23 protein-coding genes are annotated in these 25,192 nt (G+C 67.9%); 9 read left to right on the plus strand and 14 right to left on the minus strand.

Going from position 1 to position 25,192, the window contains the following annotated elements:
* Positions 1-7 precede the first annotated feature (7 nt).
* Both dut and ACM6LU_RS11040 read left to right on the plus strand, forming a co-directional pair.
* Positions 8-490, plus strand: coding sequence for a dUTP diphosphatase (dut, locus tag ACM6LU_RS11035; protein WP_414937530.1), 483 nt, complete (start codon positions 8-10; stop codon positions 488-490).
* On the plus strand, positions 490-1,137 hold the full coding sequence (locus ACM6LU_RS11040; protein ID WP_414937531.1) for a DUF3710 domain-containing protein: 648 nt from the start codon (positions 490-492) through the stop codon (positions 1,135-1,137). Before dut ends, ACM6LU_RS11040 begins: the two co-directional genes overlap by 1 nt.
* Here ACM6LU_RS11040 and ACM6LU_RS11045 read toward each other — a convergent pair.
* On the minus strand, positions 1,134-1,850 hold the full coding sequence (locus ACM6LU_RS11045) for an alpha/beta fold hydrolase (protein ID WP_414937532.1): 717 nt from the start codon (positions 1,848-1,850) through the stop codon (positions 1,134-1,136). The genes ACM6LU_RS11040 and ACM6LU_RS11045 overlap by 4 nt on opposite strands.
* Before the next feature lie 103 nt (positions 1,851-1,953).
* Here ACM6LU_RS11045 and ACM6LU_RS11050 point away from each other — a divergent pair, with 103 nt between their 5' ends.
* On the plus strand, positions 1,954-2,334 hold the full coding sequence (locus ACM6LU_RS11050; RefSeq protein WP_414937533.1) for an OB-fold nucleic acid binding domain-containing protein: 381 nt from the start codon (positions 1,954-1,956) through the stop codon (positions 2,332-2,334).
* A 9-nt stretch (positions 2,335-2,343) separates the two neighbouring features.
* Complete coding sequence (locus ACM6LU_RS11055; RefSeq protein WP_414937534.1) at positions 2,344-3,087, plus strand: DUF3159 domain-containing protein; 744 nt, start codon at positions 2,344-2,346, stop codon at positions 3,085-3,087.
* Between the two features lie 101 nt (positions 3,088-3,188).
* Here ACM6LU_RS11055 and ACM6LU_RS11060 read toward each other — a convergent pair whose 3' ends face one another.
* Together ACM6LU_RS11060 and ACM6LU_RS11065 are read right to left on the minus strand one after the other, a co-directional pair.
* On the minus strand, positions 3,189-3,845 hold the full coding sequence (locus tag ACM6LU_RS11060; protein ID WP_016332961.1) for a potassium channel family protein: 657 nt from the start codon (positions 3,843-3,845) through the stop codon (positions 3,189-3,191).
* On the minus strand, positions 3,845-4,510 hold the full coding sequence (locus ACM6LU_RS11065; RefSeq protein ID WP_414937535.1) for a potassium channel family protein: 666 nt from the start codon (positions 4,508-4,510) through the stop codon (positions 3,845-3,847). The genes ACM6LU_RS11060 and ACM6LU_RS11065 overlap by 1 nt, the downstream gene beginning before the upstream one ends.
* A 152-nt stretch (positions 4,511-4,662) precedes the next feature.
* Here ACM6LU_RS11065 and ACM6LU_RS11070 point away from each other — a divergent pair, with 152 nt between their 5' ends.
* The 3 genes from ACM6LU_RS11070 to ACM6LU_RS11080 all read left to right on the plus strand — a co-directional run bounded on the left by ACM6LU_RS11070 (position 4,663) and on the right by ACM6LU_RS11080 (position 8,412).
* Positions 4,663-6,696, plus strand: coding sequence for an APC family permease (locus ACM6LU_RS11070; protein WP_414937536.1), 2,034 nt, complete (start codon positions 4,663-4,665; stop codon positions 6,694-6,696).
* Positions 6,693-7,898, plus strand: a complete 1,206-nt coding sequence (locus tag ACM6LU_RS11075; protein ID WP_414937537.1) for a class I SAM-dependent RNA methyltransferase — start codon at positions 6,693-6,695, stop codon at positions 7,896-7,898. Before ACM6LU_RS11070 ends, ACM6LU_RS11075 begins: the two co-directional genes overlap by 4 nt.
* 148 nt (positions 7,899-8,046) lie before the next feature.
* Positions 8,047-8,412, plus strand: a complete 366-nt coding sequence (locus tag ACM6LU_RS11080; RefSeq protein ID WP_414937538.1) for a hypothetical protein — start codon at positions 8,047-8,049, stop codon at positions 8,410-8,412.
* Between the two features lie 62 nt (positions 8,413-8,474).
* Here the strand turns inward: ACM6LU_RS11080 and ACM6LU_RS11085 are convergent, their stop codons facing one another.
* The 5 genes from ACM6LU_RS11085 to ACM6LU_RS11105 form a co-directional block, all read right to left on the minus strand.
* Complete coding sequence (locus ACM6LU_RS11085) at positions 8,475-9,728, minus strand: DUF222 domain-containing protein (RefSeq protein ID WP_414937539.1); 1,254 nt, start codon at positions 9,726-9,728, stop codon at positions 8,475-8,477.
* Between the two features lie 371 nt (positions 9,729-10,099).
* A complete protein-coding gene (locus ACM6LU_RS11090; protein WP_414937540.1) occupies positions 10,100-10,642 on the minus strand; it encodes a DUF1062 domain-containing protein in 543 nt (180 codons plus the stop codon).
* Between the two features lie 230 nt (positions 10,643-10,872).
* On the minus strand, positions 10,873-12,426 hold the full coding sequence (locus ACM6LU_RS11095; protein WP_414937541.1) for a GMC family oxidoreductase: 1,554 nt from the start codon (positions 12,424-12,426) through the stop codon (positions 10,873-10,875).
* Positions 12,423-13,934: an APC family permease gene (locus tag ACM6LU_RS11100; protein WP_414937542.1), complete on the minus strand. Its 1,512-nt coding sequence runs from the start codon at positions 13,932-13,934 to the stop codon at positions 12,423-12,425. The genes ACM6LU_RS11095 and ACM6LU_RS11100 overlap by 4 nt, the downstream gene beginning before the upstream one ends.
* 16 nt (positions 13,935-13,950) lie before the next feature.
* A complete protein-coding gene (locus ACM6LU_RS11105; protein WP_414937543.1) occupies positions 13,951-15,438 on the minus strand; it encodes an aldehyde dehydrogenase family protein in 1,488 nt (495 codons plus the stop codon).
* 218 nt (positions 15,439-15,656) lie between these two features.
* Here ACM6LU_RS11105 and dxs point away from each other — a divergent pair, with 218 nt between their 5' ends.
* Positions 15,657-17,561, plus strand: a complete 1,905-nt coding sequence (dxs, locus tag ACM6LU_RS11110) for a 1-deoxy-D-xylulose-5-phosphate synthase (protein ID WP_414937544.1) — start codon at positions 15,657-15,659, stop codon at positions 17,559-17,561.
* 61 nt (positions 17,562-17,622) lie between these two features.
* Here dxs and ACM6LU_RS11115 read toward each other — a convergent pair whose 3' ends face one another.
* Positions 17,623-17,766 (minus strand): hypothetical protein, encoded by a 144-nt coding sequence (locus tag ACM6LU_RS11115; RefSeq protein WP_414937545.1) that lies wholly within the window; start codon positions 17,764-17,766, stop codon positions 17,623-17,625.
* A gap of 18 nt (positions 17,767-17,784) precedes the next feature.
* Here ACM6LU_RS11115 and ACM6LU_RS11120 point away from each other — a divergent pair, with 18 nt between their 5' ends.
* Positions 17,785-17,958 (plus strand): hypothetical protein, encoded by a 174-nt coding sequence (locus tag ACM6LU_RS11120; RefSeq protein ID WP_414937546.1) that lies wholly within the window; start codon positions 17,785-17,787, stop codon positions 17,956-17,958.
* On the opposite strand, the gene ACM6LU_RS11125 is transcribed toward ACM6LU_RS11120, so the two are convergent.
* From ACM6LU_RS11125 to ACM6LU_RS11145, 5 genes are all read right to left on the minus strand, one after another.
* Positions 17,955-19,385 carry a purine-cytosine permease family protein gene (locus ACM6LU_RS11125; RefSeq protein WP_414937547.1) on the minus strand — a complete coding sequence of 477 codons (1,431 nt, stop codon included), beginning with the start codon at positions 19,383-19,385 and terminating at the stop codon, positions 17,955-17,957. The two genes, ACM6LU_RS11120 and ACM6LU_RS11125, sit on opposite strands and share 4 nt — an antisense overlap.
* Before the next feature lie 81 nt (positions 19,386-19,466).
* Positions 19,467-20,873: an aminobutyraldehyde dehydrogenase gene (locus ACM6LU_RS11130; RefSeq protein WP_414937548.1), complete on the minus strand. Its 1,407-nt coding sequence runs from the start codon at positions 20,871-20,873 to the stop codon at positions 19,467-19,469.
* Positions 20,870-22,525, minus strand: coding sequence for a thiamine pyrophosphate-binding protein (locus ACM6LU_RS11135; protein WP_414937549.1), 1,656 nt, complete (start codon positions 22,523-22,525; stop codon positions 20,870-20,872). Before ACM6LU_RS11135 ends, ACM6LU_RS11130 begins: the two co-directional genes overlap by 4 nt.
* A complete protein-coding gene (speB, locus tag ACM6LU_RS11140; RefSeq protein WP_414937550.1) occupies positions 22,522-23,475 on the minus strand; it encodes an agmatinase in 954 nt (317 codons plus the stop codon). Before speB ends, ACM6LU_RS11135 begins: the two co-directional genes overlap by 4 nt.
* A 138-nt stretch (positions 23,476-23,613) precedes the next feature.
* Positions 23,614-25,083 carry a sodium:solute symporter gene (locus tag ACM6LU_RS11145; protein WP_414937551.1) on the minus strand — a complete coding sequence of 490 codons (1,470 nt, stop codon included), beginning with the start codon at positions 25,081-25,083 and terminating at the stop codon, positions 23,614-23,616.
* Positions 25,084-25,192: the final 109 nt, after the last annotated feature.

Below are 25,192 nucleotides of genomic sequence, written 5' to 3' on the forward strand. Positions count from 1 at the left end.
GCCGCCCGTGTCCACCGTTCAGGTACTGCTTTCCCGGATCGATCCGTCGGTCCCTCTTCCCGCCTACGCGCGCCCCGGCGACGCCGGCGCCGACCTCGTCACCACCTCGGATCTCGTACTCGCGCCCGGTGAACGCGGCGTGGTCGGAACGGGCGTCGCGATCGCCCTTCCGCCCGGGTACGCGGGCTTCGTCCACCCTCGCTCGGGCCTCGCGGCCCGTGTCGGCCTCTCGGTCGTCAACACACCCGGCACGATCGACTCCGGGTACCGCGGTGAGCTCCGCGTCTGCCTGATCAACCATGATCTCTTCGAGAAGGTCGTGCTCACCCGCGGCGACCGGATCGCGCAGCTGGTCGTGCAACGGGTCGAACAGGCCGAGTTCGTCGAGGTCGCCGAACTCGAGTCGTCCGAGCGCGGCGAGGGCGGGTATGGCTCCACGGGCGGACACGCCACACTGGGAGCCGGAGCCAGGGAAGGAACGGAGAACTAGTGGGGATTTTCGGACGCAAGCGCGAGGCCAAGCCCAGCGGACGGCACGCCGCGCCCGAGGTCGAGGACCGCGTCGGCGACGACGAGGAGCTCGAGGCGCAGCTGTCGGAAACCTCCGACGGCCCCTTCGACGTCGAAGACGCGCCCGAGGACGGCATCCCGAGGATCGACCTCGGCTCGGTGAAGGTGCCGGTGCCCGACGGGTCCCAGGTCCAGGTCGAGATGGACCCGGACAGCGGCGGCGTCCGCGCGGTGCACGTCGTCACCGAACAGGGCCAGATCACCGTCAGCGGCTACGCGGCGCCGCGGTCCGGCGGCCTGTGGAAGGACGTCAGCACCGAGCTCACCGAGCAGCTGCGGGCCGACGGCGCCAAGGTCTCGGTCGGCATGGGGGAGTGGGGGCTGGAGCTGTCCGCGATCGTCGGCGACGTCGCGCTGCGGTTCGTCGGGGTCGACGGCCCGCGCTGGATGCTCCGCGGTGTCATCGCCGGGCCGCAGTCGGAAGCGTCGCAGGCGCCCGCGGTGCTGCGCGAGATCGTGCGGCACACCATCGTCGACCGCGGTGACGCGCCGATGCCGGTCCGCACCCCGCTGACCATCACGCTGCCCGACGCCGTCGCGCAGCACATCGCGGAACAGCAGGGCTAGTTCCGCGAGGCTTTGAGCCAGGCCAGCACGGTCGCCCGGCCCAGTGACTCCCGGTCCGCGCCGAGGGCGGTGAGCGTCGACTCGCCGACCTCGGCGCGTGGCAGGGCGTCCGCCCACGCCCGGGCGACCTCCACCGGATGGATCGGGTCGTCCACGCACGCGCCGATCCCCGCGGGCACCTCGAGGCCCTTCAGCTCTTCGAGTCCCGGCGCGGGATGGGACGCCGCCGTCCGCAGACTCGCCGCCAGTCCGTCACCGTGCCGTCGCCACGCGCGGCCGAGCTCCGCCGAAAGCCACTCCGGGACGTCGTCGGACGATTTCGCCAGCGCGCCGTCGACGCCGCTTTCGGCCACCAGATCCGCTGACAGCCGTGCGGCAAGTGACGCGGGAGTCCGGTCCCCGGCAGGGCCGTTCCAGGCCGGGAGCGCGGCCAGCAGGCCGGTGCAGCGGCCCGGACTACGCGCTGCCCACTCCGCGGAGAGGTGCGCGCCGAACGAGATGCCGCCGACGAGCAGCGGACCGTGCTCGCCGGACAGCCGGTCCAGCTCGTCCAGGTAGCCCTTCACGAGCCGGTCTCCCGGAGGCGGCGGCGGGGCGAGCAACCGGATGCCGAGCGCCCGCAGCGGGCCGGAGAACACGCTGCGCACGAACACTTCGTCGGACCCGGTGCCGGGGAGTACGACTGCCGTCGTAGGCGGAATAGCGGAGGTCACGTTGCGATCTTCTCCCAAAGCGGTTTCCCTGGCTTGGACACAGTTACGCTGGTTCACGCACGGGCCGTTCGAGCCGGGGGCCCCGGAGCACAGGAGCACCGTTATGTCCGCCAAAGACGGCGGCTACTTCAGCCGGTTGGTTCGCAAGCTGACCAGCGACGTCGAAGATCTCGACGCCGACGACCTGTCCGAAAAGTCCGAGGCCGGCGGTGCGCAGCGCGCGTGTGACTGCCGGTCGGGTCAAGAGGTGACGGTGCTCGGCAGGATCCGCAGCGTGGAGCTCTGCCCGACCAACGAGGCGGCGACACTGCAGGCCGAGCTGTTCGACGGCACACAGGGTGTGACGCTAATCTGGCTCGGACGCCGCCGGATCCCCGGAATCGAACCCGGGCGAACCATCAAGGTGCGCGGCCGGATGGCCGAACGTAATGGTCAGAAGGTGCTGTACAACCCCTATTACGAACTTCAGAGCCCTGTGAGTTGATCCCGTATCGTGACTGAACCCGCCGGCGGCGAGCAGAAGAAGACCGGGGAACCGGACGACGACAAGAAGCCTCAGCCCACCCTCCTGGAACAGATGGGTGGGCTGTCGGGGCTGTTCTACTCCTCGCTGCCGGTCATCGTGTTCGTGATCGCGAACGCCATCTTCGGTCTCACGGTGGGCATCTGGGCCGCCGTCGGCAGCGCGGTGGCCATCACGGTGCTGCGCGTCGTGCGCAAGGAGCCGCTGCAGCCCGCCATCTCCGGGTTCTTCGGCGTGGCGATCGCGGCGTTCATCGCCTACCGGACCGGTTCGGCCAAGGGCTTCTTCCTGTTCGGTATCTGGACGAGCCTGGTCTACTTCGGTGTCTTCGTGCTTTCCATCGTCGTGCGCTGGCCGCTCGCCGGCGTGGTGTGGAACGCGCTGAACGGAAACGGCCACGCCTGGCGCAAAGACAAGAAGTCGCTGATCGCCTATTCGATCGCGACCGGCGCGATGGCGCTGATCTTCGGTGCCCGGTTCGTCGTGCAGCGCTGGCTCTACGACGAGGACTACACCGGCTGGCTGGCCTTCGCGAAGATCGCGATGGGCTACCCGCTGTACGCGCTCGGCCTGCTCACCGTCGTCTGGGCGGTGCGGCGGTCGGAGAAGCACCTCAAGGCGCTGGCCGAAGAGGCACCGCGCGAAGAGACGGACTCCGAGGCCGAAGCGCGCTTGCGCGAGAAATACGCGCAGGCGCCCGCCGTCGAGAACTAGCCGCTTCCGTCAAGCCCTGGATGGTATGAACGGGACTTTCTTTGCGAAATTTGCAAGGAAAGTCCCGTTCACAACACGGGCTGGAGGCGTGACAGGACCTTTCAGTACCCCAGCGCGGTCCGGATCTCCGGTTCCACGTCCGAGGTCGCCACGAACAGCAGCTCGTCGCCCGGCTCCAGTGGATCCTCCGGCTGCGGCACGATCACCCGGTCCCCACGCAGGATCGTCACCAGCGCCGCGTCACGCGGCAGGTTGATCTCGCTGACCGCTTTGCCCGCCAGCGGGGTCTCCTCCGGGAGGGTGAGTTCGACCAGGTTCGCCTGACTCTGCCGGAACGTCATCAGCCGCACCAGATCGCCGACGCTCACCGCCTCTTCGACCATCGCCGCGAGCATCCGCGGGGTCGACACGGCGACATCGACGCCCCAGGCGTCGTTGAACAGCCATTCGTTGGCCGGGTTGTTCACCCGCGCCACCACCCGGCGCACCGCGAACTCGGTCTTCGCCAGCAACGACACCACCAGGTTCGCCTTGTCGTCGCCGGTCGCGGCGATCACGACGTCGCACTCCTCGATCCCGGACTCCTCGAGGATCGACACCTCACAAGCGTCGCCCAGCACCCAGTCCGCCTGCTCGACGGTGTGCGGCTCGAACTGGTCGGCCTCGCGCTCGATGAGCATCACCTGGTGGCGCCCGTCGATCAGCTCCGCGGCGATCGACCGGCCCACCGCGCCGGCCCCGGCAATCGCGACCCGCATCAGTTCTCCTCTTCCGGTTCGCGAGCGGCGACGGTGGTCACGTCGCTGACGGTGCCCGATTTCGCGGCGACGTAGACGACGTCGTCGGCCTGGATCACGGCCTTGGTGTCGGGCAGCACCGCGGTGCCGAACCGCATGATGAACGCGACTCGCGCGCCGGTGGTGTCCTGCAGGTCGCGCACGCTGTGCCCGATCCACCCCTCGTGCAGCGGGAGTTGCAGGAGCGCCACGCTGCCGGAGGGATCGCGCCATTCCGAGGCGACGCCGTCGGGAAGCAGGGTGCGCAGGAACCGGTCGGTCGTCCACGGGACGGTCGCCACGGTCGGGATGCCGAGCCGTTCGTAGACCGCCGCGCGTTTGTGGTCGTAGATCCTGGCGACGACCTTGTCGACGCCGAAGTTCTCCCTGGCCACCCGCGCCGAGATGATGTTGGAGTTGTCACCGCTGGACACCGCCGCGAAAGCCCCCGCGCGTTCGATCCCGGCCTGGATCAGCACCTGCCGGTCGAAGCCGACGCCGACCACCTGCTGACCGTGGAAGTCACTGCCGAGCCGCCGGAACGCCTGCCGGTTCTTGTCGATGACGGCGACTTCGTGCCCGAGCCGCTCCAGCGCCGCGGCCAGGGATGCGCCGACCCGGCCGCATCCCATGATCACCACGTGCACGCCCTGCCTCCTTAGTTCGCGGACGTTTCACCCGTCCGCCGGTACCCAGACACACCAGCGCCGAACCTACCGTGCGGGCCGCCCGTTACTCCACCGTCCTCCCCGCCGCCACCCTCAACGGAGACGCTGCGCGCCGCGGCTAGTCTTTCCTGGTGTCGAAGTTCCCGACCGTATTGAAGCGGCTCGTCCTCGGACGTCCTTTCCGGAGTGACCGCCTCTCGCATACGCTCCTGCCGAAGCGCATCGCGCTGCCGATTTTCGCGTCCGACGCGTTGTCGAGCGTCGCCTACGCGCCTGAGGAAATCTTTCTGACCCTCAGTGTCGCCGGTCTGTCCGCGTACGCGTTCGCGCCCTGGATCGGGGTCGCCGTCGCGCTCGTCATGCTGGTCGTGGTCGCGTCCTACCGGCAGAACGTGCACGCCTACCCCAGCGGCGGCGGTGACTACGAAGTCGCCAACACCAACCTCGGCGGTAAATTCGGGCTCACCGTGGCCAGCGCGCTGCTGGTCGACTACGTGCTCACCGTGGCGGTCTCGACGTCGTCCGGCGTGGCGAACATCGGTTCGGCCATTCCGTGGGTGGCGCAGCACAAGGTGATCTTCGCGGTCGTCATCGTGGTCGTGCTGACCGCGCTGAATCTGCGCGGAGTGCGCGAATCGGGCAAAACCTTCGCCATCCCGGTGTACGGCTTCATCATCGGCATTATCGGCATGGTGATCTGGGGCCTGATCGAGGCCGCCTCCGGCGCCGACATGCGGGCCGAGAGCGCCGATTTCGGGTTGCACGAAGAAGCCTCTTTGACCGGTTTCGCGTTCTTCTTCCTGCTGCTGCGGACGTTCTCCTCCGGCGCGGCGGCGCTGACCGGGGTCGAGGCCATCAGCAACGGCGTCCCGGCGTTCCGGAAACCGAAGTCGAAGAACGCGGCGACCACGTTGCTGATGATGGGGGTGCTGGCGGTGACGATGCTGGTCGGCATCATCACGCTGGCGATCATCACCGAGGTCAAGTTCGCCGAGCATCCCGAGACCCAGCTGTCCGGTACCCCGGCGGGCTATGAGCAGAAGACGATCGTCGCGCAGATCGCGCACGCGGTGTTCGCCGACTTCACGCCGGGCTTCTACTACATCTCCTTCGTCACCGGGATCATCCTGCTGCTGGCCGCGAACACCGCGTTCAACGGCTTCCCGGTGCTCGGCTCGATCCTCGCCCAAGACCGTTACCTGCCGCGCCAGCTGCACACTCGCGGCGACAGGCTGGCGTTCTCCAACGGCATTCTTTTCCTCTCGGCGTTCGCGCTGGTGCTGATCATCGCGTTCGACGCCGAGGTCACGAAGCTCATCCAGCTCTACATCGTCGGGGTTTTCGTCTCGTTCACGATCAGCCAGGCTGGCATGATTCGGCACTGGAATCGCCTGCTGGCCAGGGAAACCGACCCGGCGGTGCGGCGGCGGATGCGGCGTTCGCAGACCGTCAACGCCGTCGGCCTCACGATGACCGGCACCGTGCTGATCATCGTGCTGATCACGAAGTTCCTGCTCGGCGCCTGGATCGCGATCGCGGCGATGGTGGCGATCTACATCCTGATGACCGCGATCCGGAAGCACTATGACCGGGTCGCCGAGGAATTGCGCGAAATGGACCGGAAACCGGTCGTATTGCCTTCGCGTAACCATGCGATCGTGTTGATTTCGAAACTGCACCTGCCGACGTTGCGTGCGCTTTCCTATGCCAAGGCCGTGCGCCCCGATGTGCTCGAAGCCGTCACCGTGAACGTCGACGACATGGAGACGCGCAAACTCGTCCAGGAATGGGACGACCACAACTTCAAGGTGCCGCTGAAAGTGATCGAATCGCCGTATCGCGAGATCACGAAACCCGTGCTGGACTATGTGAAGCGTGTCCGCGGTGACAATCCGCGCAACGTGGTCACCGTGTTCATCCCGGAGTATGTCGTCGGGCACTGGTGGGAGCAGGTGCTGCACAATCAGAGCGCGCTGCGGCTCAAGGGACGCCTGCTGTTCCAGCCCGGCGTCATGGTGACCAGCGTGCCGTGGCAGCTCGAATCGTCGGAAAAGGCGATCAAACGCGACCGGAAGGCGCGCCCCGCGGCCGGTGACGTCCGGCGTGGATTCTCCCCCGTGGGCAAGCAGACCGAAAAGACGAAGGACAAGGAAAAATCAGAATGAGTGTGGACGCGTCGACCGGTACGTGGCTCGGACGGACGATCGAGCTGGAGGTCGGCGCGGTGGCGCACGGCGGGCACTGCGTCGCGCGGGCGGAGGGGCGGGTCGTGTTCGTGCGGCACGCGCTGCCCGGCGAACGGGTACTGGCCTCGGTCACCGAGGACAAGGGTGGTTCGTTCTGCCGCGCCGACGCGATCGAGATCCTGGAGGCGTCACCGGAACGAGTGGAGCCGCCGTGCCCGCTCGCGGCGCCAGGGGGGTGCGGCGGCTGCGATTGGCAGCACGCCACGCCCGGTCACCAGCGTGAACTCAAGGCCGCCGTGGTCATGGAACAGCTGAAGAGGATGGCCGGGATCGAGCGCGAGGTCGTCGTCGAAGCGTTCGACGGCGGCCCGCTGGACTGGCGCAGCCGCGTCCGGCTCGTCGCGGGCAAGGACGGCCGCGCGGGTTTCCGGGCGCACCACAGCCACCGCGTGATCCCGATCGACGACTGCCCGATCACCGTCCCCGGCGCGCTCGACGACGTCGTGTCGCGGAACTGGCGGCCCGGCAGCGAAATCGAGGTCACCAAGGACGGCGGGGGTCACGTGCACCTTCGTGACCTGTCGACGGTCCACGGGAAGACCAAGTCCCGGCAGCTGGCGGGCGGGCTCGCCGTCCAGCACGCGGCGGGCCGCGACTGGCGCCTGGACGCCCACGGCTTCTGGCAGGTCCACCCGGCCGCCGCGGACACCCTGGCCGCCGTCGTCGCCGAATGGGCCGAAGCCCCGCGCGACGGCGTGGCCTGGGACCTCTACGCCGGCGTCGGCCTTTTCGCCTCCGTGCTCGCTTCGCAGGTCGGCCCGGGCGGGCGGGTCCTGGCCATTGAATCCGGCCGCCGCGCCGTGTCCGACGGTGAGGAGAACCTGGCCGACCTCCCCCAGGTCCGCTGGCGCTCCGGCCGCGTCGAGCACCTGCTGGACGATGCCCCCAAACCCGTCGACGTCGTCGTCCTCGACCCGCCGCGCAAGGGCGCGGGCAAGGCCGTCGTCGAGTCGATCGTCGAAGGCTCGCCGGACCGGATCGTCTACGTGGCGTGCGACCCGGCGGCGCTGGCCAGGGACATCGCGCTGTTCGCGGAGCACGGCTACCGGCTGGTGGACCTGCGCGCTTTCGACGCCTTCCCGATGACACACCATGTCGAATGCGTTGCGTTGTTGCAATAACGGGGAATTCGTAGACCGTCGGAATGGATCGGCCTCGTTCGACTTGTCCGGGTGCCGGGTGCTCGTCATCCTGAGTTTCGTGTTCGAATTTCGGGAAACGAGATCTCTTGCCCTGGTATTCGGTGATCGCGGCGGGAAAGGCTGACCCGTGCTCCCCTCGATGCTTCCGCCCGGTATCACCACACAGGAGGTCAGCTACCGGAGCGGCCGGAAACAGGTCATCTACACGGCGCCCTACGTGTCGGACGGGCCGGTGCTCACCCGGGATCTTCTGGGCAGGCAGGCGTGGATGTTCATGTACGCCCATTTCGTCTTCACCTGGGTCGAGGGCGCCGTCCAGGTTCAGGTTAGCCACGGAACTCTGAGCGGGCCGAAGATGCCGCTATGGAAGGGCGTGAGCATAGGGGCCTACTGGTCGGGGCCCGCGCTGGCCGAGTTCGGGCAGGTCTGGGTGCTGAACCAGATCTCCGGGGACCGCGGTACACCGGCTGTCATTTCGGATTCGATTCCCTGAGGACCGCGGGCATGCCGAGAAGCCCGTCGCCGGTGTGGCCGACGGGCTCCTCGGTTCTGTTGTCAGGTAACGCGGTGCAGGATATTGCGCCGGGGTTGTCGTAGCGGATCCAGATATCGGGGTGGCACGAATTCCGGAATGCCATCGGGTGCCATTCGGACTTGCCAGTCGTCGTGGTGGATGAGCCGATGGTGGAACGAGCAGAGCAGCACGAGGTTGCGTAGGTCAGTGGGGCCGCCGTCTGCCCAGTGCTGAATGTGATGGGCGTGGCAGTGCTTCGGCGCCCGATGACACGCGGGGAACGCGCAGCCCCCGTCACGGATGTTGAGGGCGCGGCGTTGGCCGGGGGTGACGAATCGTCTCATCCGCCCGACGTCGAGGGGTTCACCGGCGGCGCTGAGGACCACGGGGATCATGAGACAGTCGCAGGCGGCCAGTCTGGCTTCGCGGGCGGTGATCCGCCCGACGAAGTCCAAACATGCGTTCCCGATACCGGTCTTCAGTTCATCGAGGCCGATGGTGACGTGCACGAGGGTGCGGTAGCCGGAGGTGCCGGGCTGGTCGGGGCAGGCGATGGCGAGGTCGAGAAGGTCAGCCAAGGCGTCGCCGCGGCGTTGGGGCAGGGTCCGGTGGTCGGCCTGGCCGAACTCGTCGACCGGGCGTCGTCCCGCGTGGGCGTCCAGCGCGGCCGCGGTGCGGGCCCCGGTCTCGGGGTCGAGGAGTCCGGAGAGCTTCCAGAAACCGTCTTTGCGGCGCTCGACGAACACCTCACGCCGCGGCGGGTCGGGTTCGGGATCCTTCGGTTCCTTCCCGTCCGCGTCCAGATGGGCGAGCAGGTCGGCGCCGGCTTCGGTGATCTCTTTCGGCCCGGCTTTCCGGGCGAGGTCGGCGAGGATCTTCTCCGCGCCGTCGCGCTCGTCCGTGGGCACGTCGGACGGGATCCTGCGGAGAAAGTCGAGGATGAGGTCGATGTGCTGCTCGGCGAGCGCGCCGTCCTCGGCCGCGGCGGCGGTCGCGGGCGCGAACACCGTTCCCGTGCCACCGGCCTCCGGGACGGGGCTGAGCGCCAGTGCCCGATTCACCACGTCCTGCGCGTCACCGTGGGAAATCCGGGCCACGTCAGCGAACCAGCGTGACGCGCTCCCGTAGCCGAACAGGTCTTCCGCGCCCCGCGTTTCGACCTCGGCCAGGTATTTCCCCAGCCCGGCCGACGCCACCCGCAGCACCTGCAGCAGATGCGTCACGCCGTGGGCAAGCTCCAGCTTGCCGGCGCGCCACAACTCCTGCGGCAGTTCGGGAATGAGGGTCTCGGACACCCCTCCATGATACCGAAATCCCCGAACAATTGTTCGTAATTTTAAGCGACAACGCTCATTGCGCATTGACCACTAGAGGGTGAAATCGAATAGCTCGGCGGTGACACAAAGCTTACGGTCGGGCATGGGAGCGGCGACTGCGGCACCCCAAGCTGTGTCGTGCCCCGGGTGTCGGTCTCAGGGCAGGTGTTGTGAACGAGGCGTTCACAACACCGTCTTCCCGAACGACCCCAGTGCCCAGTGCCCAGTGCCCAGTGCCCAGGGCCCAGGGCCCAGGGCCCAGTGCCCGATGTCGCGAAAGCCACTTTCGGGACATCAGACGTCGCGCAAGTGGCTTTCGCGACATCAAGGATGGCGCCCGGGTCTCAGCCTCAGCGTTTCAGCGTGAAATTGAAACCTCTCGACACTTTCCCGTTCAACTGAATTTCCGAAGAGACCCTCCCCCCGTCGATCAATCTCTCGACCTCGGCCCGCGTAAGGCCGCACCCTTCGGCGATCAGCCGCACGGGCCGGACCGGGATCCGCGCCGCGAAGCGAACCGAGACGTCGAGCGTGTCCAGGAGGACCGAACCACCGGTGTCGAGGCGCCAAGCGCCGTCCCAGTCGAGGGCGACGCGGTTCCGGCGTAGCAAGACCGGATCCCGCAGCAGTTCGGCGACTAGGCCGAGATCGTTGTCGTGCAGCCGGTTCAGCAGCTCAGGCCGGACGGAGCGCACTTTCGTTCGTTCCAGGATCGTGAGCTTCGCCGTGTCCCCGCACGCGGTGCAGAGCACGAGGAGCCAGGCGTCGATGAGCTTGTGGTTGGCGTTGACGCGGAACTTGCCGCTCGCCCGGAAGCGGCCGGACGCGCACGCGTGGCAACGGCGGCGGACGAGTGGCAGGCAGGTGGGTACGACCACCCAGTTTTCGAGCACAGGAATACACCCGTTTCAGTGAGAAAACCGCAGCAAGAAGGAGCGCGACCGCGGAGACGCGGCGCGCAACGAATCAGCTCTCGGGAGGTCTCACAGGGCGTACAACGGCAGGTCCTCGGCTCGGCGGCGTGGTTCAGCGGCACGGTAATGGCACCGGCGGGGCCGCTCCACTGGTTTTCGGGCAAAGCGAAGGCCCCCTGGCCGAAGCCAGGGGGCCTTCTCAAGCACCTTTAAGTGCGCGCATCCTCCTTCAGCAGGTCCGCGCACTTCTCGCCGATCGCCATCGTCGTGATGCACGGGTTCACCGCGACCAGGAACGGCATCGCCGAACCGTCGGCGACCCGCAGGCCCTCGACCCCGCGCACCCGCAGCCGAGCGTCCAGTACGGCAGAGGGGTCCCCGTCGCCGCCCATTTTCGCGGTGCACGCGGGGTGATAGACCGTGTTGTGCGTCTTGCGCAGGTAGTCCGCGATCTCGTCGTCGGTCTTGACGTCCCTGCCGGGCGCGAGTTCCGTGCCCGCCCATTCGTCCAGCGCGGGTTGTTCGGCGATCTTGCGGGCCAGTTTGATGCCGTAGGTCATCACGCGCATGTCATGCTCGTCGGTGAAGTAGCGCGGGTCCACCTTCGGCTTGTCCCGGTAGTCACGGCTGCGCAGCCGCACGGTCCCGGTCGAACGCGACCGGGTGACGTTCGGGGTCAGGCAGAAGCCGTTCTCCGTGGTGGGATAACCCTGCCGGAGGGTGTTCATGTCGAACGGCACGGAACCGTAGTGGAACATCAGGTCCGGCCGGTCGAGGCCTTCCTCCGTGCTGGTGAAGATGCCGATTTCCCACCATTGCGTGGACTCGGTGGTCATCGGCTGCAGCGCGTCCCATTGGATGACGCCCTCCGGGTGATCCTGCAGGTTTTCGCCGACGCCGGGGGAGTCCACGAGCACGTCCACCCCGACCTCGCGCAGATGCGCGGCCGGGCCGATTCCCGACAGCATCAGGAGTTTCGGGGTGTCGATCGCGCCAGAGGACAGGATCACTTCGCGTCGCGCGCGCAACGGAACGCCGTGGATCAGGTCGTCGGCCAGGTATTCCGCGCCGGTGCAGCGTTTGCCGTCGAACAGCAGCCGCCGGACGCGGGCGCCGGTGATGATCTCCAGATTCGGCCGCTTGCCGATGATCGGGTGCAGGTAGGACACCGACGCCGACGACCTCGTGCCGTCTTCGCGCGCGTTGATCTGGAACCAGTTCGCTCCGTGCGTCACGGTCTTGCCCGAGTTGAATTCCGTCCGCGGGATGCCCGCCTGCTCACACGCTCGCAGCAGGGCGACGCCGGTCGGATCGTTCGGCGGCACCGAGCGGATGGTCACCGGGCCCGAGCGGCCGTGGTGGTCACCGGGGCCGTCGTTGGTCTCAAGCCGCTTGTACAGCGGGAAGATGTCCTTGGCCGACCAGCCGGGCAGGCCGAGTGACGACCATTCGTCGAGGTCTTCCGCCGGTGCCCAGAACGCGATGCACGAGTTGTGCGACGAGCAGCCGCCGAGCACTCGCGCGCGGGCGTGCCGCAGGAAGGAGTTTCCGGACTCCTGCGGTTCGACCAGGTAGTCCCAGTCGTACCCGGATTCGAGCAGCGCCATCCACTTCGTCAGTTCCAGTACCGCTTGGTCGTCCACATCGGACGGTCCGGCTTCCAGGAGCGCCACGGTGACGTCCGGGTCCTCCGAGAGTCTCGCCGCGACCACCGAACCCGCCGTCCCGCCGCCGACGACGATGTAGTCGAACTCTCCGGTCACTGTGCTGCCTCCTCGGGCTGTGCTTCCGCGGCGTGATCGGCGAGAACACCGCTCTTGTGCCGCAGGACGAACCAGTAGTACGCGAAACCGATGACCGCCACCGCGCCGACGAACAGCACGGCCCCCCATTCGAGGTACCAGTGGTAGGGCTCGGTCGCGTTGTAGACCTCGCGCCGCGGCCACGCCAGGTTCACCACGATCGCGCCGCCCCACAGCACGCCGAGGATGTTGACCGGCAGACCCAGTTTGCCGAGGGAGAAGTACTTGGTGCCTTCCCCTTTCGGCGGGGGCCACTGTCCACGAAGTCGCTTGACCAGCATCGGGATGGTCACCAGCAGGTACGCCAGGTAGATCATGATGATGCCGATGCTGGTGATCACCGTGAAGATCTGCGGCTGGCCGACGTTGACCACCAGGATCAGCACCGCGATGACACCGGAGACGATCGCGGGGATCACTGGCGTCTTCGTCTTCGGCGACACCCGCGCCAGATGCTTCCCGGCGGGCAGGTTGTTGTCCCGGCCCATCGCGAACATCATCCGGATCGACGCCGACTGCACGGCCAGGTTGCACACCGTGATGGCGATGACGACCGCCAGCAGGAAGATCGTGCCGATCGTGCTGCCGAGGACGTCGAGCACGATGAACTGCAGCCCGCCCGTCGCGATCTCGGGGTCGTTGATGTCGCCGACGGCCATCAGCGCCAGGATCAGGATCAGCCCGCCGATGACGAACGACGCGATCAGCGCGCGCAGGATCGCCTTGGGCGCGTTCTTGCGTGGGTCGTGCGATTCCTCTCCGAGTGAGCTGGCCGTGTCGAAGCCGTACATGACATACGTCGACGCGAGCGAAGCGACCAGGAAGGCCCCGAAATAGCCCCAGGGCTGGTCGGCGCCGGTGTTGTTGGTCTGCATGACGACCTCGGGGCCGCGGGTGATGTTCACCGCGAGCGCGATGATCAGCAGGACCGCGGCGATGAGTTCGATGAACACCCCGGCGCTGTTGATCCGCGCCATCAGCTTGACGCCCCACGCGTTCACCAGCGTGGTGAACAGGATCAGGATGGTGCCGAGGATGATCGCGTTCACCGCGCTGTCGCCGGAGAACGAGAAGAACGACGAGATCTGGGGGAGCGTGATCTGATACGCCAGCGCGACAGCGGCGATGCTGACGATCGAGGCGGTCAGCATCATCCACCCGGCCATCCAGGCCACGTGCGGGCTGCCGAGCCGTTTCGACCAGTTGTAGATCGATCCGGCCACCGGGTAGTGCGCGGCCAGTTCGGCGAACGACAACGCGACCATCAGCTGTCCGACGAACACCATCGGCCATGACCACCAATAGGCGGGCCCACCGAAGCTGAAACCGAAGTAGAACAGCTGGAAGGTCCCGGTCAGGATCGAGATGTAGCTGATCCCGGCGGCGAAGGTGTGGAAGTTGCCGAGCGTTCTTTCGAGTTCCTGTTTGTAGCCGAAACCGGCGAGGCCGTCGTCGGAAGGAGTACTCATCGGCACTTTCCCCTTTTTAGTTGGACGCCGCCGGCTCCCCTGAGAACCAGCGCTGTGGTCCGGGCCGGAGGTTCTGGTAGATGTGCTTCGTCTCCACGTACTCGGCCAGCCCCGTCGGGCCCAGCTCGCGCCCGAAACCGGATTGCTTGTATCCGCCCCATTCCGCCTGCGGCAGGTACGGGTGGAAGTCGTTGATCCAGATCGTGCCGTGCCGCAGCCGGTTCGCGACCCGCTGCGCGCGCGACGCGTCGGAGGTGAATACCGCGCCCGCGAGGCCGTAGTGCGTGTCGTTGGCGATGCGGACGGCGTCGTCCTCGTCGGTGAAGGTCTCGACGGTGAGCACCGGGCCGAACGATTCGTCGACGACGGCGCTGCTGCCCTGCCTCACGTTGTCGAGGATGGTCGGCAGGTAGTAGTGCCCCTTCGCCAGCGCGCGATCGTCGGGGCGTTTGCCGCCGGTGCGCAGGACAGCGCCTTCTTCCAGAGCCGCGGCGACGTAGCGTTCGATCTTTTCCAAATGGGCGGCCGAGATCAGTGGGCCGGTTTCAGCCTTCGGGTCGAAAGGTCCACCCAGTCGGATCAGTTCGGCACGGCGGACGAGTTCGTCGACGAACCTGTCATGCCACTCCTCCTGGACGATCAGCCGCGCGCCCGCCGAGCAGACCTGTCCGGAGTGCAGGAACACCGCGGTCAGCGCGTAGTCGACGGCGGTGTCGAAGTCCGAGTCGGCGAAGACGACGTTCGGGTTCTTGCCCCCCAGCTCCAGCGCGACCTTCTTGACGGTGGCGGCGGCGGAGGCGGCGATGATCTTCCCGGTCGCGAGGCCACCGGTGAACGACACGAGGTCGACGTCGGGATGCTCGGACAGCGGTGCCCCGGCCTGCGCGCCCGCGCCGAGTACCAGGTTCGCGACGCCGCCGGGCAGCCCGGCCTCGGTCAGCAGCTTCATCAGCATGACGCAGGTGTGCGGCGTCAGCTCGCTGGGCTTGAGGACGAACGTGTTGCCCGCCGCGAGTGCGGGGGCGACCTTCCAGATCGTCTGCAGGAGCGGGTAGTTCCACGGCGTGATCAGCCCGCAGACGCCGACCGGCTCGTGCACGATCCGGCTGAACGCGTCCGGGTCGCCGGTGTCGACCACGCGGCCGGCGTCGTTGGCGGCGAGCTTGCCGAAGTAGCGCAGGCACGCGGCGATGTCGGCCATGTCGTACTTGCTCTCGACCAGGCGTTTTCCGGTGTCGAGCGACTCGGCGCGAGCGAAGGCCTCGGCGTCGCGGTCGAGCAGGTCGGCGACCTTGAGCAGCAGGTCGCCGCGTTCGGGGGCCGGCGTGTTCGGCCATGGCCCGGTGTCGAAGGCCTTCCGGGCGGCGGCGATGGCCGCTTCGGTGTCCTCCCGGGTACCTTCGGCGACCTCCGCGACCAGCGACCCGTCCGCGGGGCAGCGGATTTCCCGGCGACCACCGCCGACCGCGTCGACCCATTCGCCACCGATGAAGAAATCCGCCATCAAGCCCCTCCGAAACCGGCTCCTGCTCAACCGTCGATCAGCGATTATCGCGGCCACCCGACGTGACCGCTACTTGGCAAAAGAGACCATGTTCACACCGTCGGGTGACGAATGGTGATTTTCTGACATGTGACCCGTGACGCGGTGGACGGAAGGCTCTCAGACGCGCTCCGTAGACTGGTCGGAACGGCGGAAGAGGAACCAGGCGAGGTGGAAGAGTGACGTTGCTCGAGTCCGTGCACGGACCGGCCGACTTGAAGCGGTTGGACCAGGAGCAGCTCGGCGAGCTGGCCGCGGAGATCCGCGACTTCCTGGTCGAGAAGGTGCGGCTCGCCGGTGGTCACCTCGGCCCGAACCTGGGTGTCGTCGAGCTGACGATGGCCCTGCACCGGGTCTTCGACTCGCCGAGCGATGCCATCGTGTGGGACGTGGGTCATCAGGCCTACGTGCACAAGATCGTCACCGGTCGCCACGACGGCTTCGGCAAGCTGCGCCAGCTCGGCGGTCTCACCGGCTACCCGGCGCGCGCCGAGAGCGAGCACGATCTCGTCGAGAACAGCCACGCGTCGACGGCGTTGTCCTATGTGGACGGTCTGGCGAAGGCGTTCGAACTCGGCGGTGGTGGCAGGCACGCGATCGCCGTGGTCGGTGACGGGGCGCTGACCGGCGGCATGTGCTGGGAGGCGCTCAACAACATCGCCGCGAACCCGCGCCGTCCGGTCGTCATCGTCATCAACGACAACGGCCGCTCGTACTCGCCGACCATCGGCGGCGTGGCGGACCACTTGGCGTCGCTGCGGTTGAAGCCGGGCTACGAGAGCGTTCTGGACCGTGGCAAGGAACTTCTGCGGCACACGCCCTTCGTCGGCAAGCCGATCTACGCGGCGCTGCACGCGGCGAAGGCGGGGATCAAGGACGCGCTGAGCCCGCAGATGATGTTCTCCGACCTCGGCCTCAAATACCTCGGCCCGGTCGACGGGCACGACCTCGCGGCACTGGAGAAGGCGTTCCAGAACGCCCGCGACTTCGGCGGTGCGGTCATCGTGCACGTGGTCACCGAGAAGGGCCACGGCTACGAGCCCGCGGTGACCAACCAGGCCGACCAGATGCACCAGACCGATCCGATCGACCCGGAGACCGGCCTGCCGCCGGTCAAGGGCCCGAGCTGGACCGGCGTCTTCGCCGACGAACTGGTCAAGATCGGCGCCGACCGCGAGGACGTCGTCGCGATCACCGCGGCCATGCTGCGCTCGACCGGCCTCCACAAGTTCGCCGAGGCGTACCCGGACCGCTGGTACGACGTGGGGATCGCCGAGCAGCACGCGGTCACTTCGGCCGCCGGTCTCGCGATGGGCGGCAAGCATCCCGTTGTCGCCGTCTACTCGACCTTCTTGAACCGGGCGTTCGACCAGGTCCTGATGGATGTCGCGCTGCACCGCCAGCCGGTGACGCTGGTGCTGGACCGCGCCGGCATCACCGGACCGGACGGGCCGAGCCACCACGGTATGTGGGACCTCTCGCTGCTGGGCATGGTGCCGGGTATGCGGGTCGCCGCGCCGCGCGACGCCGGCACGCTGCGCGAAGAGCTGCGCGAGGCCGTCGCGGTCGAGGACGGGCCGACGGCGCTGCGGTTCTCCAAGGGCGGCGTGATCGACTCCGTCCCCGCCGTCGAACGCGTCGGTGTGGTGGACGTACTGCGCAAACCGTCCAGTGACGCCGACGTGCTGCTCGTCGCGGTGGGCGCGTTCGCGATGCTCGGGCTCGCCGCCGCGGACCGGTTGGCGGACCAGGGCATCGGCGTGACCGTGGTGGACCCGCGCTGGGTCGTCCCGGCGCCCGCCGAGCTGGTGGCGCTGGCCGAACAGCACAAGCTCGTCGTGTCCGTCGAAGACAGTGGCCGTCACGGTGGTTTCGGGTCCGCGCTGGCCGCGCTGTTCCGCGACGCCGAATGCGACGTGCCGCTGCGAGATCTGGCGGTGCCGCAGGTGTTCCACGACCACGGGTCGCGCGAGGAGGTGCTGGCCCGCATCGGGCTCACCGCGCAGGACGTCGCGCGGCGGGTCACCGAGTGGTCCGCGAACCTGGCCAGCCGGACGCCGTCACCGGAGGACACGCACCGCTGAGGTGTGATGAACGGGACTTTCATTGCAAATTTCGCAATGAAAGTCCCGTTCATCACACGCGCTAGGCCCGCCAGATGCCGGCGGCGGACGGCCAAGTCGACCAGGCCACGGTGTCGTGCTCGCGAGTGCGGTCGGTGACTGGGGTGGATTCCGGGTCGTTAGATGACCCGAAATCCACCCAGTCCGGTGAGACAGTCCCGGTCATGCCCACCCCCTTACTCTGGTGTCAGCACAGGTGCCCGGTCACTCACTCGCTCAGGACGCCAGACGGTGCCTCGCCGAACGCGGGATCAAGATCCTCAAGACGGACGTCACCGACGACGCGTCGATGGTCGCGGGCGTCGTCGTCGATCGGCGAGATTTACGAACCGCTCGACGGCTGGGCCGGTTTGCCTAGACCGCGACAGCCGGCTCCGCGTACGCGTAGACCTCCCGTGGCTCGGGAAAGAGTTTCACCAGCACCGGATACGCGATCGCCGCCGTGCACAGCGTCATCACCATGCTGATGTCCACGCCGCCCGCGATGTCCTTGAACGGCCCGGCGATCATCGGGGTGTTGGCGGTCAGCAAGCCCAGTGTCGTCGCCGGGATCCACGCGGCCATCGCGCGCCAGTTCACGCCGCGGGTGAACCAGTAGCGCCCGCCCTTGCGGCCCTGGTTGAAGACCTGGAGGTCGTCCGGGTCGTAGAATCCGCGCCGCAGCACGAACCCGATCATCATGATCACCATCCACGGCGACGTGCACAGCACGATCAGCGTGGCGAAGGCGTTGATGCTCGAAACCATGTCCAGCACGAAGTTGCCGACGAAGATGAACACGACGCTGAGCGAGCCGATCAGCAACGTCGCCTGGACCCGGCTCAGCTTCACGAAGATCGAACTGAAGTCCAGGCCGGTCCCGTAGAGCGACGTCGTGCCGGTGGACAGCCCGCCGATCAGTGCGACCACGATCAGCGGGATCGCGTACCAGAGCGGGGAGATCGCGGTCAGGCCGGTGATGTAGTCGGCCGGATCCGCGACCAGCGTCGCGGTGGCGATGCCGAACCCGAACGGCAGCAGCGTCGCCACCTGCGCCAGGAACGGCGCGGCCAGCAGGGAACGGCGGCTGTGGCGCGCGGGGATGTAGCGTGTCCAGTCGCCGAGGAAGGCGCCGAACGAGATCGGGTTCGCCATCGTGGTGAGCGCGGCCAGGATCCAGGTCGGCCAGAAGTCCCCGAGAGCGTAGGTACCGGTGCCGTCGAACCCGGGGTCGAACGTGCCGCCGTAGGCCACTACCCCGAGCAGCATGATCGCGGTGCCCAGGGTGACGGCGACGCGGTTCACCAGCAGCATGAACCGGTAGCCGTAGATGCACACCACCAGCGTGGCGATCGCGATGACGCCATACGCGACGCCGCGGAGCACCTCGCCGCCGTCGAAGCCGAAAAGCCGTTGTGCCGCACCGGCGACGGCGTCGCCGCTCACCCAGACCGAGATCGCGAAGAACGTGATCGCCGTCAGCAGGGAGAGGAAGGAGCCGACACAACGGCCGACGACGCCGAAGTGCGCGCCCGAGGAGACGGCGTTGTTGGTCCGGGTGAGCGGGCCGAACAACGACATCGGCGAGAGCACCAGCGCGCCGACGACCACACCCGCGACGGTGGCCGCCACCGCCGCCCAGAAGCTCAGGCCGAAGGCGATCGGGAGCGTCCCGAGGATGATGGTGGCGAAGGTGTTCGCGCCGCCGAACGCCATCCGGAACAGGTCGCGGGGCCGCGACGTCTGTTCCTCCGGCGGGATCGGCGCGATGCCGTGCTGCTCGACTTCGGTGATCTTCTCACCCATGGGGACCTCCAAATACGCAAGTAGTCCTCTAGTTGCGGTAGTTCGTGCCGCCAACTACCGCAACTAGAGGACTAAACGCGGTCAGGCGAAGCGGGTCATGACGTGCTTGACGCGGGTGTACTCGGCGAAGGAGTAGGACGAGAGGTCTTTCCCGTGGCCGGAGTGACCGAAGCCGCCGTGGGGCATTTCCGCGACCAGCGGCCCGTGGGTGTTGACCCAGACGCAGCCGAAGTCGAGTTCGCCCGAGACACGGGTCGCGCGTCCGAGGTCGTTGGTCCAGATCGACGACGCCAGCCCGTAGGGGACGCCGTTGGCCAGTCGCACCGCCTCGTCCTCGTCCACAAAGGACTGGACGGTGATGACCGGGCCGAAGATCTCCTCCCGCACGATCTCGTCGTCCTGCTTCAGGCCCGAGATCACGGTGGGGGAGAAGAAGAACCCGCGGTCACCGGCGGGGGTGCCGCCGGTCTCCACGCGGGCGTGGGAGGGGAGCCGTTCGACGAGGCCGCGCACCCGGCCGAACTGCGCCTCGCTGTTGAGCGGGCCGAAGTCCCGGCCGGGCGCCTGTGTGGCGGCGGCCTTGGTCAGCTCCGCGACGAACTCGTCGTGGATCGCCGCGTCCACCAGCACCCGGCTGCCCGCGGTGCAGTCCTGCCCGGCGTTGTAGAACGCCGCACCGACGATGCCTTCCGCCGCCTCGGGGAGGTTCACGTCGCCGAACACCAGCAGCGGCGCGTTCCCGCCGAGTTCCAGGTGCGTGCGCTTGAGGTCTGCCGCCGCGACGGTGGCGACGTCGACGCCCGCGCGGCTCGACCCGGTGATCGACACCATCTCGGTGATCGGGTGCTTCACCAGCGCGCGGCCGGTGTCGCGGTCACCGCACAGCACGTTGAAGGCGCCCCGCGGCAGGAATTCCGCCGCGACCTTCGCCAGCAGCACGGCCGTCGACGGCGTGGTCTCCGCGGGCTTCAGCACGATCGTGTTCCCGGCGGCCAGCGCCGGGGCGATCTTCCAGACACCCATCATCAGCGGGTAGTTCCACGGCGCGATCTGCGCGCAGACGCCGACCGGCTCGCGGCGGATCGCGGAAGTGTGCCCCGGCAGGTATTCCCCGGACGCGGTGCCTTCGAGTTGCCGCGCCGCGCCCGCGAAGAACCGCAGAGCGCTGACGCACTCCGGGATCTCCTCGTCCAGCACGACGGACCGGATCTTACCGGTCTCGCGGATTTCGAGCTCGGCGAACTCCTCCGCACGGGCCTCGACGGCGTCGGCGATCTTCAGCAGTGCGAGTTGACGCTGGGCGGGCGTGCTCTTGCGCCACACCTCGAACGCCCGTTCGGCGGCCGCCAGTGCGGCGTCCACCTCGGACTCCTCGGACAGGACACTGGTGCCGAAGACCTCGCCGGTGGCGGGGTTCACCAGGTCGAGCGTTCGCGAGCCCGCCGCCGATACCTCGGCGCCGTCGACGAAATTGAAGACCTGAGTCATTTCTTCTCCAGGTGGGTCGGCTCGAACATCTTCAGACACGCGGGGACGACGACCACCGACGGGCCGGGCGTGCCCAGCGCGTCGGCGAGATCCTTCCCCACGGTGTCCAAAGAGGACACGGTGGCCGGGACGCCGAAAGAGCGTGCCAGCGCGGCGAAATCGGGTCGCGTGAGTTCGGTTGCGGTGGACTGCCCGAAGGCACCGGTCAGGTATTCGCGCAGGATGCCGTAGCCGCCGTCATCGATCACGAGCCACGTGACGTCCAGTTCGTGCTGGACAGCGGTGGCCAGTTCCGCGATGCCGTACATCGCGCCGCCGTCACCGGACACCGCGAGCACCGGTCCGCCGGTGGCGGCCGCGCCGCCGAGCGCGCCGGGCAGGCCGTAGCCGAGCCCGCCCGCGCCCTGCGCGGTGTGGATCGGCGCGCCTTCGGGGTTCCACGCGGACCAGGCCCAGTAGGCCGCGATCGTCATGTCCCAGAACGTCTGCGTGCCTTCGGGGACCGCCGCGCGGATGTCGTCGATCAGCCTGCGCTCGGCATCGAGTGGCTGGCCGTCGAGCCGTTCGCGCACCTTGGCCAGCAGGTCCGAGGCAGCCGCTTCGGCAACGCCGTCCGGCTGCCGGAACGGTACCTGCTCCAGAAGTCCTTGCAGGGCGAGCCGGACGTCGGCGTGGATGCCCAGCGCCGGGTAGTTCGACTCCAGCTTCCCGAGATCGGCCTCGACCTGGATCAGCCGGCCGCGCGGAGCGAACTCGCGGTAGTTGCTGGACAGCTCGCCGAGTCCGGAACCCAGCACCAGCAGCACATCCGCGTCCGAGAGGAATTCGGTGCTGTGCCAGTCTTCGAGCCAGGACTGCCCGGAAAGTTCGTGGTCCCAGCCGAAGACGCCCTTGCCGCCGAACGTCGACAGCACCGGGGCACGCAAGGCCTCCGCGAGCGCCTTCAGTTCCGCCTGCGCGCCCGAGCGCAGTGCGCCGCCGCCGGCGAGGATCACTGGCTTCTTCGCCGCACCAAGGAGATTCGCTGCTTCGGTGAGCAGTTCCGGCAGCGGTACGAGGGATGCCGGATTAGCGGTCGCCGAGGTGATCCGCGGCAGATCCGTCGGCGCCAGCAGGACGTCCTGCGGGATTTCGACCCACACCGGGCCGTACGGCGCCGCCGACGCGGATTCCCAGGCCTCGCGCAGCGCCGTCGGGATTTGGCTGACGGTCCGCACCACGTGCACGGACTTCACCACGTCACGGAAGCTGGCCCGCTGGTCGGGCAGTTCGTGCAGGTAACCGTGCCGTCCGCCGCCGAGCCCGGCGACCGGGATCTGGCTGGAGATGCCGAGCACCGGCACCGACGCGGCCCGGGACTCCTGCAGCGAAGCCAAGGTCAGCAACGCGCCGGGCCCGGTCGACACGATCATCGGCGTCACCGGAACCGGGCCGTCGGGGTCCGCCGCGAGCCGGGCGCGGGCGTGCCCGTCGGCCGCGAACGCCAGGTTGTTCTCCACCCGCGAACCGATCACGCGGAGTCCGGAGTCGCGCCGCAGCGCCTCGAACAGGCCGAGCGCGTGCTGGCCGGGCAGGCCGAACACGGTGTCGGCGCCGAGCGCGCGGAGGGTTTCGACGACTACGTCGCCGCCTATCCGTTCTGCGCTGGTCATTCGCCCTTCCCCAAGCTGAGCAGGCTCACCAGGTCGTAGGCGACGTGGGAGGCCGCGATGGCGGTGATCTCGGCATGATCGTAAGCCGGGGCCAGTTCCACCACATCGGCTCCGATGAGGTTGCAATCCCGCAGGCCGCGCAGGATTTCCAGCAGTTCCCGGCTGGTCATGCCGCCCGCTTCGGGGGTGCCGGTGCCCGGCGCGTGCGCGGGGTCGAGCACGTCGATGTCGACCGAGATGTAGAGCGGGCGGCCGCCGATGCGCTGGCGCAGCGCGTCGACGGTCTCGGCGACCCCGCGGCGCATGACGTCGCCGGAGGTGACGATGCCGAATCCGAGGCGGCGGTCCTCTTCCAGATCCCGCTTGCCGTACAGCGGGCCGCGCGTGCCGACGTGGGACAGCGCTTCGGTGTCGAGGAGGCCTTCCTCGGACGCCCGCCGGAACGGGGTGCCGTGGGTGTACGGCTCGCCGAAGTAGGTGTCCCAGGTGTCGAGGTGCGCGTCGAAGTGCAGCAGCGCCACCGGTCCGTGCCTTTTCGCCGCCGCCCGCAGCAGCGGCAGTGCGATCGTGTGGTCGCCGCCGACGGTCACCAGCCGCGTCCCGCCCGCGGTCAGCGCCTCTGCCTCGTCCTGCAGGGTCTCGATCGCCTCGCCTATGTTGAACGGGTTGAGCGCGATGTCGCCGGCGTCGACCACCTGCGTTTCGGCGAACGGGGAGACGTCGAGTTCCGGGTGGTACGGGCGAAGGAGCCTGCTGGCCTCACGGAGTGCGGCGGGGCCGAACCGAGCGCCTGGGCGGTAGGACACCCCGGCGTCGAACGGCACCCCGACGACGGCGACGTCCGCGTGCTCGACCTGATCGATCCGCGGCAGCCTCGCGAAGGTCGCGAAACCGGCGAACCGGGGCACCTTGGACGAGTCGACGGGGCCGATCGGGCTCTGCTCAGGCACTGTGTCTCCTTGATTTTTATCGCGCGACCGCTATCGCGCTGCCAGGACGCGACTTTCGCAGTCAACTGGTGGTTGGGTGGTAGGGCGCCCTGCCATCGCGATAGCGGGCCTGTCGGCCAAACGCGCGACCTCAAAAGATCAAGGGACCTTCGTCGCCTTAGCCTCATCGAGTTTCGCTTTCGCCTCTTCTTCTTCGGCGACCGCGCTGCCGTTCAGGCGGCGGGTCCAGACGGTAAGGATTTCGTCCGACGTCCGCGGGGTGAGGAAGCTGACCAGCAGGTACACCGCCAGGCTGGAGCCGAGTCCCCAGTAGATCGGGCTGTTGGCCTCGACGCCGTCGACGAACATGAACGTGACGACCACGACGGTGCCGACGACCATCGACGCGAGCGCGCCCTGGCGGGTACCGCGCTTCCAGGCCAGCCCGCCGATGATCGCGACCAGCAGGCCGCCGACGAGGATGTCGTAGGCGATGGTCAGCGCGTTGACCACGTCGTCCACCACCATGGCGATACCGATCGCGGCGATGCCGAGGACCAGGGTGGTGACGCGGTTCCTTGTGACCTCGTTGACGGCCTTCTTGAGGCCCAGCTTGGAAAGCAGGTCCGAGGTGCTCACCGTGGAGCAGGCGATGAGCGCGCCGCTCGCGGTCGACATCATCGCCGACAGCGCTGCGGCGAGCACCAGGCCGCGGATCCCGGCGGGCAGTTGCTCCTCGACGATGGTGGCGAACGCGTCCTGCGCGCTGGCCAGCGTCGGGTAGAGGGTTTTTGCCGCCGTCCCGATCAGCGCGCCGGCGAGGCCGTAGATCAGGCAGTAGACACCGGAGATGACGCCACCGCCGGTCGCGATGCCCGGGGTGCGGGCGGTGAACACGCGCTGCCAGATGTCCTGCCCGATCAGCAGCCCGAAGCTGTAGATGAGGAAGTAGGTGAAGATCGTGTCGCCGCCGATGGCGGTGAGTTCGAAGTAGCTCTCGTCCAGCCGCGCGGCCATCCCGTCGAAGCCGCCTGCCGAGGCGATCGAGACCGGCAGCAGGACGAACAGGATGCCGATGGTCTTGATGACGAACTGGACGATGTCGGTCAGCGTGATCGACCACATGCCGCCGAGTACCGAGTAGAGCACCACGATCGAACCGCCGATGGCGATACCTGCCCAGCTCGGCACGTCGAACAGGACCTTGAAGATGGTGGCGAACGCCAGCGTCGAGGTGACGGTCAGCATCAGCGTGTACGCCCACATGACGACGCCGGAGAACGCGCTGGTGGAGCCGCCGTAACGCAGGTCGAGCATCTCGCCGACGGTGTAGACGCGCAGCTTCACCAGCCGCCGCGCGAACAGCGTGTGCAGGACCAGGATGCCGACGCCGATCGCGATCACGAGCCAGGCGCCGGAGATGCCGTAGGTGTAGCCGAGCTTCACCCCGCCGACCGTCGAAGCGCCGCCGAGGACGACCGCGGACATCGTGCCCGAATACATGAACCAGCCGAGGCGACGGCCGGCGACCAGGTAGTCGGACTTGGTCTTGGCGAGCCGCAGACCGAACCAGCCGACCCCGATCATGCCCGCTATGTAGAGCGCGATCACCGCGTAGTCACCGGCCACGGTGTCCTCCTTGCCTGGGGGCTGTTCGCTTCGTTCGGGTCACCGTAGGTTCGTTAGCGCCTTGAACGACATGGGATGATCCATCCAAAGTTATGTGCGAATGAGGATG

This window comes from Amycolatopsis sp. cmx-11-51 (assembly GCF_047608665.1).
GTDB lineage: Bacteria > Actinomycetota > Actinomycetes > Mycobacteriales > Pseudonocardiaceae > Amycolatopsis.

Bases quoted from the DNA above. Each gene is read 5' to 3' on its own strand.
- ACM6LU_RS11105 (WP_414937543.1), bottom strand. From the start codon at position 15,438: ATGGCGGATTTCTTCATCGGTGGCGAATGGGTCGACGCGGTCGGCGGT.
- ACM6LU_RS11135 (WP_414937549.1), bottom strand. From the start codon at position 22,525: ATGACCAGCGCAGAACGGATAGGCGGCGACGTAGTCGTCGAAACCCTC.
- ACM6LU_RS11075 (WP_414937537.1), top strand. From the start codon at position 6,693: ATGAGTGTGGACGCGTCGACCGGTACGTGGCTCGGACGGACGATCGAG.
- ACM6LU_RS11050 (WP_414937533.1), top strand. From the start codon at position 1,954: ATGTCCGCCAAAGACGGCGGCTACTTCAGCCGGTTGGTTCGCAAGCTG.
- ACM6LU_RS11125 (WP_414937547.1), bottom strand. From the start codon at position 19,385: ATGGGTGAGAAGATCACCGAAGTCGAGCAGCACGGCATCGCGCCGATC.
- ACM6LU_RS11130 (WP_414937548.1), bottom strand. From the start codon at position 20,873: ATGACTCAGGTCTTCAATTTCGTCGACGGCGCCGAGGTATCGGCGGCG.
- ACM6LU_RS11100 (WP_414937542.1), bottom strand. From the start codon at position 13,934: ATGAGTACTCCTTCCGACGACGGCCTCGCCGGTTTCGGCTACAAACAG.
- ACM6LU_RS11115 (WP_414937545.1), bottom strand. From the start codon at position 17,766: ATGACCGGGACTGTCTCACCGGACTGGGTGGATTTCGGGTCATCTAAC.
- ACM6LU_RS11060 (WP_016332961.1), bottom strand. From the start codon at position 3,845: ATGCGGGTCGCGATTGCCGGGGCCGGCGCGGTGGGCCGGTCGATCGCC.